Source organism: Streptomyces sp. NPDC102279 (genome assembly GCF_044766365.1).
GTDB lineage: Bacteria > Actinomycetota > Actinomycetes > Streptomycetales > Streptomycetaceae > Streptomyces.
This window is the reverse complement of the sequence record NZ_JBIWLU010000003.1, coordinates 489493-502156: the sequence shown is the minus strand read 5'-3', so window position 1 is coordinate 502156 and position 12664 is coordinate 489493. Positions and strand designations below refer to the sequence as shown.

Below are 12664 nucleotides of genomic sequence, written 5' to 3'. Positions count from 1 at the left end.
GTCCGTCTGCCCCAAAAACAAATTTTTCCAGACCAGTGCAACCACCCATCTTTCGCCCCCCCCCCCCCCCCCCACCCCCCCGGGGGGGGGGGCGGGCCCCCCCCCCCCCCCCGGCCCCCCCGCCCGTTGACCCTGCCCCGACCAGGCACTCGAACCCGTGCCGTGCCGGGGGCGCGTCTGTGAGCTACGAAACCGCCGCCGGATCCGCCGACTTGGCGACCCCGTCGGTGTCGTCCTCCTCATCCCCCATGGCGATCCCGCGCCGCTTGGAGATGTACACGGAGCCCGCGATCACCAGGAAGGCGAGGATCGCGACGAACACCCGTACGCCGACGCTCTTGTCGTCGCCGTACGAGAACTTGACGATGGCCGGAGCGATCAGCAGCGACACCAGGTTCATGACCTTCAGCAGCGGGTTGATCGCCGGGCCGGCCGTGTCCTTGAAGGGGTCACCGACCGTGTCACCGATCACCGTGGCGGCGTGGGCCTCGCTGCCCTTGCCGCCGTGGTGCCCGTCCTCGACGAGTTTCTTGGCGTTGTCCCAGGCACCACCCGAGTTGGCGAGGAAGACGGCCATGAGCGTGCCGGTGCCGATCGCGCCCGCGAGGAACGAACCGAGTGCGCCGACGCCGAGCGTGAACCCGATCGCGATCGGTGTGAGCACCGCGAGCAGACCTGGAGTGGCCAGTTCGCGCAGCGCGTCCTTGGTGCAGATGTCGACGACGCGCCCGTACTCGGGTTTCTCGCTGTAGTCCATGATCCCGGGGTGCTCGCGGAACTGCCGCCGCACCTCGTAGACCACGGCGCCCGCGGACCGCGACACCGCGTTGATCGCCAGCCCCGAGAAGAGGAAGACGACCGCGGCGCCCGCGATGAGGCCCACCAGGTTGTTGGGCTGCGAGATGTCCATCATCAGGTTCATCGGCGCGCCCGGTCCGGAGACCTTCTCGCCCACGTCGCTCGCCGCCGTGGTGATCGCGTCACGGTACGAGCCGAAGAGGGCCGAGGCGGCGAGGACCGCGGTGGCGATGGCGATGCCCTTGGTGATGGCCTTGGTGGTGTTGCCGACGGCGTCAAGGTCGGTGAGCACCTGCGCGCCCGCGCCCTCGACGTCTCCGGACATCTCGGCGATGCCCTGCGCGTTGTCGGAGACCGGTCCGAACGTGTCCATCGCGACGATGACGCCGACGGTGGTCAGCAGACCGGTTCCGGCGAGCGCGACCGCGAACAGCGCCAGCATGATCGACGTACCGCCGAGCAGAAACGCCCCGTACACGCCGAGGCCGATCAACAGGGCGGTGTAGACGGCCGATTCGAGACCGATGGAGATGCCGGCGAGGACGACGGTGGCCGCGCCGGTCAGGGAACTCTTGCCGATGTCCCGGACGGGACGGCGGCTGGTCTCGGTGAAGTAGCCGGTCAACTGCTGGATCAGCGCGGCCAGCACGATGCCGATCGCGACGGCGAGGACCGCGAGGACCCGTGGATCGCCGCCCTTGGCCTTGATCGCCGCGTCCGTGACACCGTCCAGGTCGCCGTAGGAGCCCGGGAGGTAGATGTAGACGGCCAGGGCGACCAGCACCAGCGAGATCACCGCGGAGATGAAGAACCCACGGTTGATCGCGGACATGCCGCTGCGGTCCGAGCGGCGGGGTGCCACCGCGAAGATGCCGACCATCGCGGTGAGGACACCGATCGCGGGCACGATCAGCGGCAACGCGAGCCCGGCGTCGCCGAACGCCACCTTGCCGAGGATCAGCGCGGCGACGAGCGTGACGGCGTACGACTCGAAGAGGTCGGCCGCCATACCGGCGCAGTCGCCGACGTTGTCGCCCACGTTGTCGGCGATGGTCGCGGCATTACGCGGGTCGTCCTCCGGAATGCCCTGCTCGACCTTGCCTACCAGGTCGGCGCCGACGTCGGCGGCCTTGGTGAAGATGCCGCCGCCGACACGCATGAACATGGCGATCAGTGCCGCACCGAGGCCGAAGCCCTCCAGTACCTTCGGCGCGTCGGCCGCGTACACGAGCACCACACAGGAGGCGCCCAGCAGACCGAGCCCCACCGTGAACATGCCGACGACGCCACCGGTACGGAAAGCGATCTTCATGGCTTTGTGCGAGACCGCGGTGAGATCCCTTTCGGACTCACCCTCTGCCGGGGTCGCTTCCCGCGCGGCGGCGGCCACGCGGACATTGCTCCGAACGGCGAGCCACATACCGATATAGCCGGTGGTCGCCGAGAACGCCGCGCCGATCAGGAAGAAGATCGATCGCCCGGCGCGCTGATTCCAGTCGTCCGCGGGAAGCAGCATGAGCAGGAAGAACACCACGGCGGCGAATACGCCGAGCGTGCGCATCTGGCGTCCCAGGTAGGCATTGGCGCCCTCCTGGATCGCCTTCGCGATCTCCTTCATGCTGTCGGTTCCCTCGCCGGCCGCGAGAACCTGGCGCACCAGGATCCCGGCGACCACGAGCGCGGCCAGTGCGACGACGGCGATGACCACCACGATGAGGCGGTTGCCGTCCGTCAGGACCGCGGCTGCGAGGGTTGTGGGATGGCCAAACTGCTGAGGGGTAGAAAGCCCCGCCATTCGTCCTCCTTGACGCTTGGGCTGAGCTCAAGATGTGGACGGATTCTAGGTACCGGAACCTGATCAAAACAGTGTGCGGTAAGTGGAATTAATCTTCACGTACTCTTCAGCAAATGATCGTCGAGCGCTACAGGGCCCGAATGGAGTAATGCCTCTGAGGCATTGACGCATGATCCAGATATCACGCGCCTGATCGTGAATGAATTCACGAAACGCCGTAACCGATCACCCGTACAGCCGCCGCCCAGGTCGCGTATCGACGCTGCGCAAGCCTCGGACGTGGCAGAAGGGTCCGGAGAGAAATCGCGGGCGGGGCGGAGTGGGGGCGCCGTGCGGACCCCGGACATGCCGAAGGGCCCCACCGAGTAGGGCCCTTCGGGGCAAGAAAAAAGAGGGGCGGTTGTCAGGTAAGAGCCACGGCCGGCGGCGTGGTGGGCCAGCTCATCCTGATCAGTCCGCCGTGCTCTCCGGCGATGACTTCCACGTCGTCCACGAGACCGCTGATGACCGCGAGGCCCATCTCGTCCTCTTCGGTCTCCACGTCCGGACCGCCGGAAGCGGCGCCGGACGCCGCTCCACCGGGCACCGAACCAGGCGCCTCGTCACCGACCTCGATGGAGAACTGCTTCTCCTCCTCGATCAGCGACACATGCACCGGCGCCGAGATGCCACCGCTCTGGTGCAGCCCGACGGCGCGAGAACAGGCCTCGCCGACAGCGAGCCTGACCTCGTCGAGTACGGCCTCGTCCACTCCGGCCCTGCGCGCCACCGCTGCCGCCACCAGTCGGGCGGTCCTGACGTGCTCGGGCAGCGCGCTGAAGCGGAGTTCAACGGTGGCCATGCATCCCCCTCTGAACTACGGGCGTGCTGTCAGGAGGCCGGGCCGCGGGCCCGGCCTCCCACTTCTCGAGCCCGGGCCGGAACCCGGGAGACCGGTGGTCAGTCGGTCGCGTTGACCGCCTCCTCCACCGAGGTGTGAATCGGGAACACCTTGGTGAGACCGGTAATACGGAAGATCTTCAGAATGCGCTCCTGGTTGCAGACCAGACGCAGCGAGCCCTCGTGGGCACGGACGCGCTTCAGGCCGCCGACCAGCACGCCGAGACCGGTGGAGTCGAGGAAGTCCACGCCCTCCATGTCGACGACGAGGTGGAAGCTGCCGTCGTTCACCAGCTCGACCAGCTGCTCGCGCAACTTGGGCGCGGTATATACATCGATTTCGCCGCCGACCTCGACGACCGTACGGTCGCCATTGGGGCCGGACACATTGCGAGTCGACAGGGACAGGTCCACGGATCCTCCAGCACCTTGCTATCGAGCGGTCGCCCCATGGGACACCTCGGCAGAGCCCCCGGGACGGTTCGCCAGCCGCGATGGCATTCAATCACTTACCGGCAGGCGTGCACGACGCCTTGAGTCCATTGTCCGTCACGCCAGTGACACACTCGATGCCGATGGCCAAGAATCACCGATCCGATCGATCCTCGACGGACACAGCGTCCCGCCCCTCGCCGAGCACGGTCCTGGACCGGCTCGCCTCGGGGCCGAGCCGGGCTTCGCGCATCACTCATACGGAGCACTTGCCCCCGCGAGCGGGTCGCCATGCCGTCTGGCCGGACCGGATCCGTTCGGAGGTCATCGCCGCGGTGCAGGCCGCGGGTATCGAACACCCGTGGGCCCATCAGGCACGCGTCGCCGAGCACGCCCTGGACGGCGAATCGGTGATCGTCGCGACGGGCACCGCCTCCGGCAAGTCCCTGGCGTACCTCGTCCCGGTCCTCACAGCCCTCCTGGACGGCTCCGAGGCGCCGAACGGCCGGGGAGCCACCGCGCTGTATCTGGCCCCCACGAAGGCCCTCGCAGCCGATCAACGGCGTTCCGTGAAGGAACTTTCACAACCGCTGGGCAATGCGATCCGCCCGGCCGTGTACGACGGCGACACGCCGTTCGAAGAACGCGAGTGGGTTCGCCAGTACGCGAACTACGTCCTGACCAACCCCGACATGCTGCACCGCGGGATATTGCCCTCCCACCCCCGCTGGGCCTCCTTCCTGCGCTCCCTGCGCTACGTCGTCATCGACGAATGCCACACCTACCGTGGCGTCTTCGGCTCCCACGTCGCCCAGGTGCTGCGCCGCCTGCGCCGCCTGTGTGCCCGCTACGGCGCCTCCCCCGTCTTCCTGCTGGCCTCCGCGACCGCCGCCGAGCCCTCCGTCGCGGCCCGCCGTCTGACAGGGCTCCCGGTCGTCGAGGTCGCCGATGACGCCTCCCCCCGCGGAGAACTGGTGTTCGCCCTCTGGGAGCCCCCGCTCACCGAACTGCACGGCGAGAAAGGTGCACCCGTCCGGCGTACGGCAACCGCCGAAACGGCCGATCTCCTCACCGACCTCACCGTCCAGGGCATGCGCTCGATCGCCTTCGTACGGTCCCGGCGTGGCGCCGAGCTGGTCTCGGTCATCGCCCAGGAACGCCTCGCCGAGGTCGACCGCTCCCTCGCCCGGCGCGTCGCCGCCTACCGCGGCGGCTACCTCCCCGAGGAACGCCGCGCCCTGGAGCGCGCTCTGCACTCCGGCGAACTTCTCGGCCTCGCCGCCACCACCGCCCTCGAACTCGGCGTCGACATCTCCGGCCTCGACGCCGTCGTCATCGCCGGCTATCCCGGCACCCGCGCCTCGCTCTGGCAACAGGCGGGCCGCGCCGGCCGCGCCGGGCAGGGCGCGCTGGCCATCCTCGTGGCCCGCGACGACCCGCTGGACACCTTCCTCGTCCACCATCCCGAGGCCCTGTTCGACCAACCGGTCGAATCCACCGTCCTCGATCCGGACAACCCGTACGTCCTCGCCCCGCACCTGTGCGCCGCGGCGTCCGAGATTCCCCTCACGGACGCCGACCTCGAACTCTTCGGCCCCGCCACCGCCGATCTGCTGCCGCAGCTGGAGGCCGCGAAGCTGCTGCGCCGCCGGGCGACGGCCTGGCACTGGACGCGCCGCGAACGGGCCGCCGACCTGACCGACATCCGCGGCGAGGGCGGCACCCCGGTGCAGGTCGTCGAGTCCGGCACCGGGCGGCTGCTCGGGACCGTCGACGCGGGCGCCTCGCACACGGCGGTCCACGAGGGCGCGGTCCACCTGCACCAGGGCCGCACGTACCTGGTGCGCAAACTGGACCTGGAGGACTCCGTCGCCCTGGTCGAGGAGTCCAGCCCTCCGTATTCGACGGTCGCCCGCGACACCACCTCCATCGCCGTCCTCGAGACCGACGTCGAAGTCCCCTGGGGCGAGGGACGGTTGTGCTACGGCTCCGTCGAAGTCACCAACCAGGTCGTCTCCTTCCTCCGTCGACGTGTCATCACCGGCGAGGTGCTCGGCGAGACCAAGCTCGACCTCCCTCCCCGCACGCTGCGTACGCGCGCCGTCTGGTGGACGGTCACCGAGGACCAGCTGGACGCGGCGCGGATCAACCCGGAGATCCTCGGCGGGGCCCTGCACGCCGCCGAACACGCGTCGATCGGCATGCTGCCGCTCTTCGCCACCTGCGACCGCTGGGACATCGGCGGCGTCTCGGTCCCCCTCCACCCGGACACGCTCCTGCCCACCGTCTTCGTCTACGACGGCCACCCGGGCGGCGCCGGATTCGCCGAGCGCGCCTTCCACACGGCCCGCTCGTGGCTCGTCGCCACCCGCCAGGCCATCGCGTCCTGCGAGTGCGACGCCGGCTGCCCTTCCTGCATCCAGTCACCCAAGTGCGGCAACGGCAACGACCCCCTGCACAAGCGAGGCGCCGTACGCCTCCTCACAGAACTCCTGCGGGCTGCGCCGGACGAGTGACACCGCCCGCCGCACAGGGCCTCGCGCGGCCCATCAGGGTCTCGCGCGTCTCGCGAGCGTCGTACCTCTCATGGACTCCAGCCACGCAGGAAGCCCCGTCGCCCGCGCCGCCTCCGGCTCCCGCTCCGGTATCGACCACGATTTCGTCGAGGCCTTCCGGCCCGCAGGAACCTCGGCCCCTGCGGATGCCTGTCCCTCCGGTCCGGAGGGCGCTCTCCGCCCGAACCCCACGGGCACCGCCGACGCCACGAGTGCCTCCGCCCCCTTGAGCTCATCGGTCCCCGCAGATGCCTCTGCTTCCGGTGGTCGCGATGCCTCAACCCACGCAGATGCATCAACTCCTCCGGAGGGCTCCTCCCCCGGCGATGCCGATGCCGATGCATCGGCATCCGGCGGGCCGGCGGCATCCGCCCCCGGCGGTCCCGCCCGCGCCCTGGCTTCGGATGTGAACAGTCCGTCCCCCGACGCCGCCTTCACATCCGAGATCTCGCCCTCGACCGCGCACCGGACGAGCCGCGCGTTCTGCGCCCGGACCACCCGGTCCGCGCGGGCGCATGCCGCCACGCGGCCGTCGCTCCAGTGGTCGGCCGCGGCGAGGGCCGCCAGATCGGCTGCCCCTGCCGCCCGGTGCCGCGTCACGGCGGCGTGTCCCATCGCCAGCACCACACCGAACACGGCACAGAGCGCGGCCATCGCACCTACCGTCCAGACGGTGGCCGAGCCTCGGTCGGAGGACATCACTCTCCCTCCACTCGCCCGGCCCCTGTCCCCGCTCTCGTCACCCCCCGTCGCGCTCGGCACCCGGCACCCCCTCCTCCAGGCGCTCCGCCTGCTCATCGCCCGCTCACCCCCACCGTCTCCTCCGCCAGCGCCACCGCCTCGTCGCCGACCCCGAGGGAGAGCGCCGTGGGCCCCGGTGTTCGCGCGTCGACCGTCACCCTGACCAGGTCCGCCTCGCGGCTCACCGTGACCTTCGCGCCGGCGGGGGCCGCTCGGCGAGCGGTCGCCACGACCGCTTCCTGCGAGTCCTGGCGTGCCGCCGCCCGGGCACCCGCCCTCGCCGCGTCCACGCACTGGATCTGCGCGGACGCGGCGAGCAGGGCCCAGACCAGCGCCATCCCGACCAGCACCAGCGACGGCAGGACCACCGCCGCCTCGGCAGTCACGAAACCGCGATCCCCGGCGGCCCGGCTCTCCCTCAACAGGACTGCGCGTTCGCCTCGTTCACGTCTGGCCATTGAGTGCCCGCCCCACGATGCCCTGCAGTTCCTCGCTGACCTGCCCGCTCGTCACCACCTTGTAGAGCACGGCGGCGAAGGCCACCGCCGCGATGACTCCCACCGCGTACTCGGACGTGACCATCCCCGTGTCCCTCCGCACCAGCCGTGCGAGCATCCACGCCCGCGTCCACGCCCGTCCTCGCCTCAGAACCCGTACCGTCCTGCGCATTCCAACCCCCGTAAGGTCGAACCCTGCCCGTCATGTGGTCCACGTGAAGCGGCCCACCTGTCTCCGTCAGTCACCACCGCCCTCTCAGCCGGCACCCCCTTTCAGCAGTCCGCCGGCCAGCCCGATCACCACGGGCAGTACGCCGATAGCGAGGAACGCGGGGAGAAAGCACAGCCCCACGGGCGCGGTCACCATGACGGCCGCTCGTCGTGCCCGTGCCGTCGCCGTGCGACCCCACTCGGCGCGGGCCTCCGCCGCGAGCCTCCCGACCGGCACGGCCGCCGGCACACCCGAGTCGCCCGCGCGCTCCAGCAGTCGCGCCAGCCCCTGCGCACCCGGTATCGATGCCAACCTCCGCCACGCCTCGGCCGGTTCACCCCCGAGCCGCACCTCAGCCGCTCCCCGTGCCAGCCGCTCGCCCACCGGTCCGCCCAAGGCCTCACCCACCGCCTGGGCCGCCGTCACGGGACTCGCACCCGCCGCGATACAAGCGGCCACCAGGTCGGCGGCGAGCGGGAGTTGCCGGGCCGCCAAGGCTTCGTCGTACTCGACGAGATCCGCGGCCGCCGTCCGCAGCTTCCGCTCCCGCCACCAACGGATCCCGACGCCGGCCACCAGGCCCACCACAGCCCCGACGACACCGCCGACCAGGATCCAGCCGACACACACTGCGGCCGACACGGGCAGCCACCTGCGCCCGGATCCGCCGATGTCGAAACGGCGTCGCGGTTGAGGCGCCTCCAGTGCCAGCAGCACGGCCAACCGTCCACGCATCCTTCGCTCGCGTCGCGCCGCCCCGATCCACCGGGCGAACGATCCAAGCAGGAACACCCCGCACACCACCGCCCCCAGCCTGTGGACAACTTCCGCGCTCATGCCGCCTCCGCTCCTCGCACGATCCGCAGCGCCCACCACAGGCCCGCGGCCTCCAGCACCCCGCCGACCAGCAGGCATCCCAGCCCTGGCCCCGTGTGCAGCAGCACGTGCAGCGGATCGGCGCCGAGCGCCGTGCCGAGCAGGAGACCGAGCACCGGAAGGCCTGCGAGCATCGAGGCCGTCGAACGTGAGCCCGCCAACTGCGCCCGCATGTCCGCTCTTTGATCACGCTCGGCACGCAGCGCACCCTCAAGCCGGTCCAGCCCCGCAGCGAGTCCCGCACCCCGGTCCACGGCCACGCGCCAGCACGCGGCGAGCCCCGCCAGACCGTCGGCGCCGGGCTGACGCGCCGCCTCCGTGAGCGCACCCGGAACATCCCCGCCGAACCGAGCCGCCGCCAACACCACCGGCTGCCCACCACCGAGCCCGTCCGAGTCGCGCGCCGCTCCGAGCAACGCCTCCCCCGGCTGCCGTCCAGCCCGTACCTCACCGGCGAGAGCGCCGCACAGGGCGATCACGGCGTCGCCGCGCCGCTCCCGCTCCCGCCGCGCATCCGACGCCCGCCTCACCCGGCCCAGCAGTGGCACTCCGGCCGCCCCGAGGAGAAGAGGCACCACCGAGGAGCCGATCGCCGCGATCACCAATCCGGCCACGAGTGACCAGAGTTCGGGCCGCATCCGTGCCCGCAGTCGCCTCCACTCCGCGCTGACCCGCTCCCGGTGGGGCGGACCGACCCCCTCGGCCCCATCGCCCGCTAACAGCAGCCGCGCCCTGCGCGCTCCCACGCCGCGCCCGCTCATCAGCCAGGCCGCGATCCCGGCACACGCCATGGCGGCACTCACGTACACATCCGCCGCCTCACCGATCGCCATCCCACTCCCCGTTCGTCTCCCGGTCTCCGGGCGCGGTCGCGCCCGCTTCTCGTCCTGCTGACACAGGGGTCCTCGCAGTTCTCGTAACTCCACCGACCCCTTGAACTCCTCGCGCATCGATGCGAATCGGCCCGTGACGGCCTTGCCCGCCGTCCCGAAGCAGCCCCCGCAGCCGCTCCCAGCCGCGCTCGTACGCGAAGGCCTCATCGCCCCACCGGAGGGCCGGTACGGTGACCACCAGCCCAGACGGGTCGCGTTCGAGGACGTGCACCTCGGCGATCCGCCGCCGGCCCGCCCGGTCCCGGACAAGGTGCAGCACCACGGACAGGGCCGCCGCCAACTGGCTGTGCAGGGCCGCCCGGTCGAGCCCGGCCGCGGTACCCAGCGCCTCCAGGCGGGCCGGGACCTGCGCCGCCGCGTTCGCGTGGACCGTGCCGCAGCCGCCCTCGTGACCCGTGTTCAGCGCCGCCAGCAGCGAGACGACCTCCGGACCACGCACCTCACCGACGACCAGCCGGTCCGGGCGCATTCGCAGGGCCTGCCGGACCAGGTCCTGGAGCGCGACGAGCCCGACGCCCTCCTGATTGGCCGGCCGCCCCTCCAGGCGCACCACGTGCGGATGGTCGGGCCGCAGTTCCGCCGAGTCCTCGGCGAGCACGATCCGCTCCCCGGGGCCCACGAGACCCAGCAGCGCGCTGAGCAGCGTCGTCTTGCCCGACCCGGTTCCTCCACTGATGAGGAAGGACAACCGGGCGTCCAACAGAGCTCTGAGCACCCGGTCCCCGCCGGGTGGCACCGTCCCGGCCGCGACCAGTTCGTCGAGCGTGAACGCACGCGGCCGCACGACTCGCAGGGAGAGGCAGGTGGAACCGACGGCGACGGGTGGCAGCACGGCGTGCAGCCGTGTCCCGTCGGGCAGCCGGGCATCCACCCACGGCCGGGCGTCATCGAGCCTTCGGCCCGCCACGGCCGCGAGCCGTTGCGCGAGACGCCGGACGGCTGCCGCGTCCGGGAAGGAGACGGGCGTCAGCTCCAGGCCGCCACCCCGGTCCACCCACACCCGGTCGGGTGCCGACACCAGGACGTCGGTCACCGACGGGTCGGCGAGCAGCGGTTCGAGCGGGCCGCTGCCGACCAGCTCCGACCGCAACCGCTCAGCCGCACCGAGGACTTCGGCGTCCCCGAGCACCCGGCCCTGCGCCCGCAGCGCCTGCGCCACCCTCGCCGGGGTCGGTTCGCAGCCACTTTCGGCGAGCCACTGGCGCACCCCGTCCAGCAACTCGGCGGCCTCGTCGGCCCCGGACCACGTCTCCCCCGGTGTGCCCAGCGTCCCTCCGGCCCCGGACCACGCCTCCGCCCGGCCGGTCAGGAAGCCTCCCGGTACGCCCCTCGCCTCCGTCGTCCCGGTCATCCGACCCCCGTACGCCCCCGACACGCCCCCGTCCCGCGCGTCCAATGTCCTCATGGGCACCGCGTACTCAGGCCCGTCCCGTGCGTCCGTCCGCCCGTACGGCACTCCCTGGCGCAGGTCCTGCGGTCCCCTCCCCTTTCGCCCTTCGAGGCCCGCTCCGCAGTCCATGCCTGTGGTCGCGTCCCAGCTCATACGCCCCCTCCTTCGACCGGAATCCGCTCCCAGAAGGCCGTGCAGAACCGGGCCAGAGGCCCGCGGGCCACACTCCCTGGCGGTGGCCCGCCGTCCAACGGGGAGGGTTCTTCGGGTACTTCACCCACCAGGGGCAGGTCGAGCAGTCGAGCGACCTCGCGGTCGTCCAGTCCCGGAACGAACGGACCCCGCACGGCGACCCGCAGATCGCGCAGGACCATGCCGGCCGCGGACGCCATCCGCCCGGCCGCCGCGATGGCGCGCAGATCGCCCGGGACCACCAGCACCCCCACATCGAGCTGGGAGAGGACCTCGGCGACCCCCTCGTCGATACGGCGGGGCAGGTCGACGACCACCGCGCCGCCACGTCGTCTGGCGGCGGCCAGTACCGCTCGTACCGCTCGCGGCGGGATGGTGACCGCGTCACCCCTGTCCCAGCTGAGGACCCGGAGGGCGTGCAGTTCGGGCAGGGACTCCTCCAGAGCGCCGCCGCCGACCCTGCCGCGGGAGGCGGCGAACGCCGGCCAGCGCAGTCCCTCGGCCGCCTCTCCGCCGAGGAGTACGTCGAGTCCGCCACCCAGGGGATCCGCGTCCACGAGCAGGGTGCGCCTTCCCTGGCGCGCCGAGGTGAGGGCGAGTGCGCAGGCCAGCGTGGACGCGCCGGCACCGCCACGGCCGCCGAGGACGCCGACGGTGAGGGCGGGCCTGCCGATCCCTTCGGTCACGTCGGCGATCCGGTCGACCAGCCACTGCTCGCCGTCCGGCAGCATCAGGACGTGGTCGGCCCCGATCTCGACGGCTCGTCGCCAGACTCCGGAGTCGTCCTGATCCCGCCCGACCAGCACCACGCCCCTTCTCCGGGAGGCCCCGCGCACCCGCAGAGCGGCGTCGTCTCCCACCAGGACCAGGGGTGCCGCCTCCCAGCTGTCCCTGCGTTCCGGAATCCCGTGATGGACCTCGGGTCGCGCTCCCGCCGCCGCGCACAGGCGCAACAGGTCGTCGAGCAGTTCGACGTCCTCGGTGACGATCAACGGTCCGCCCTGCCGCCCCTCGGCGGTGGGCGGCCGGTCATGTTTGATGGCTCCCGCCACGATCTCCAGCCCCCTTCGCTGCTTCTTGCGCGGGGCCCTCCAGGACCCCGCGATTCCCGCCCGTATGAAGAGCCGGCTGGCGGCCTCCATATGAACGGCCGATACGAACCGGCCAAACGCGTCCGACAAACGGAACCCGCCATGAACTGGCGGCGAGCGGAGCGCGTGGGAATCACGGTGCAGCGATCCCGGAAATCGTGTGGATCTTGGTCGAAAACTGTGGACAACTCAGCGGCTGTGAATATCGCCTTCACCCATACCGGTGAGCTCTCAACGTCTTCCACAGAGCAGTCTCACGACTACACAAAGTCACGGATCATGGTCATGAAAAAAGCGCGGCCTGAACGGTGCCA

General features: G+C 71.2%; 11 protein-coding genes. 1 reads left to right on the top strand and 10 read right to left on the bottom strand.

Annotation, left to right across the window (positions count from 1 at the left end; all coding sequences use genetic code 11):
- Window positions 1-184 precede the first annotated feature (184 nt).
- The 3 genes from ACIRQH_RS09060 to bldG all read right to left on the bottom strand — a co-directional run bounded on the left by ACIRQH_RS09060 (window position 185) and on the right by bldG (window position 3886).
- The gene (locus tag ACIRQH_RS09060) at window positions 185-2593 is read right to left on the bottom strand and encodes a sodium-translocating pyrophosphatase (RefSeq protein WP_358815453.1); all 2409 of its coding nucleotides are present in this window, start codon (window positions 2591-2593) and stop codon (window positions 185-187) included.
- Between the two features lie 403 nt (window positions 2594-2996).
- Window positions 2997-3434: an ATP-binding protein gene (locus tag ACIRQH_RS09055; protein WP_081218540.1), complete on the bottom strand. Its 438-nt coding sequence runs from the start codon at window positions 3432-3434 to the stop codon at window positions 2997-2999.
- Window positions 3435-3532: 98 nt separating this feature from the next.
- The gene (gene bldG, locus ACIRQH_RS09050; protein WP_028799135.1) at window positions 3533-3886 is read right to left on the bottom strand and encodes an anti-sigma factor antagonist BldG; all 354 of its coding nucleotides are present in this window, start codon (window positions 3884-3886) and stop codon (window positions 3533-3535) included.
- A gap of 80 nt (window positions 3887-3966) precedes the next feature.
- Between bldG and ACIRQH_RS09045 the strand changes: the two genes are divergently transcribed.
- Window positions 3967-6420 (top strand): DEAD/DEAH box helicase, encoded by a 2454-nt coding sequence (locus tag ACIRQH_RS09045; protein ID WP_404224864.1) that lies wholly within the window; start codon window positions 3967-3969, stop codon window positions 6418-6420.
- 33 nt (window positions 6421-6453) lie between these two features.
- On the opposite strand, the gene ACIRQH_RS09040 is transcribed toward ACIRQH_RS09045, so the two are convergent.
- The 7 genes from ACIRQH_RS09040 to ssd all read right to left on the bottom strand — a co-directional run bounded on the left by ACIRQH_RS09040 (window position 6454) and on the right by ssd (window position 12311).
- The gene (locus ACIRQH_RS09040) at window positions 6454-7158 is read right to left on the bottom strand and encodes an Rv3654c family TadE-like protein (protein WP_404224862.1); all 705 of its coding nucleotides are present in this window, start codon (window positions 7156-7158) and stop codon (window positions 6454-6456) included.
- 95 nt (window positions 7159-7253) lie between these two features.
- Window positions 7254-7658 carry a TadE family type IV pilus minor pilin gene (locus ACIRQH_RS09035; protein WP_404224860.1) on the bottom strand — a complete coding sequence of 135 codons (405 nt, stop codon included), beginning with the start codon at window positions 7656-7658 and terminating at the stop codon, window positions 7254-7256.
- Entirely contained in the window at window positions 7645-7869 is a 225-nt protein-coding gene (locus tag ACIRQH_RS09030) for a DUF4244 domain-containing protein (RefSeq protein ID WP_388875730.1), read from the bottom strand. Before ACIRQH_RS09030 ends, ACIRQH_RS09035 begins: the two co-directional genes overlap by 14 nt.
- Window positions 7870-7953: 84 nt before the next feature.
- Window positions 7954-8745 carry a type II secretion system F family protein gene (locus ACIRQH_RS09025; protein WP_388875733.1) on the bottom strand — a complete coding sequence of 264 codons (792 nt, stop codon included), beginning with the start codon at window positions 8743-8745 and terminating at the stop codon, window positions 7954-7956.
- Complete coding sequence (locus tag ACIRQH_RS09020) at window positions 8742-9617, bottom strand: type II secretion system F family protein (protein ID WP_404224857.1); 876 nt, start codon at window positions 9615-9617, stop codon at window positions 8742-8744. Before ACIRQH_RS09020 ends, ACIRQH_RS09025 begins: the two co-directional genes overlap by 4 nt.
- Window positions 9604-11028 carry a TadA family conjugal transfer-associated ATPase gene (locus ACIRQH_RS09015; protein WP_404224855.1) on the bottom strand — a complete coding sequence of 475 codons (1425 nt, stop codon included), beginning with the start codon at window positions 11026-11028 and terminating at the stop codon, window positions 9604-9606. The genes ACIRQH_RS09020 and ACIRQH_RS09015 overlap by 14 nt, the downstream gene beginning before the upstream one ends.
- A gap of 188 nt (window positions 11029-11216) precedes the next feature.
- Window positions 11217-12311 carry a septum site-determining protein Ssd gene (gene ssd / locus ACIRQH_RS09010; RefSeq protein WP_388930219.1) on the bottom strand — a complete coding sequence of 365 codons (1095 nt, stop codon included), beginning with the start codon at window positions 12309-12311 and terminating at the stop codon, window positions 11217-11219.
- Window positions 12312-12664: the final 353 nt, after the last annotated feature.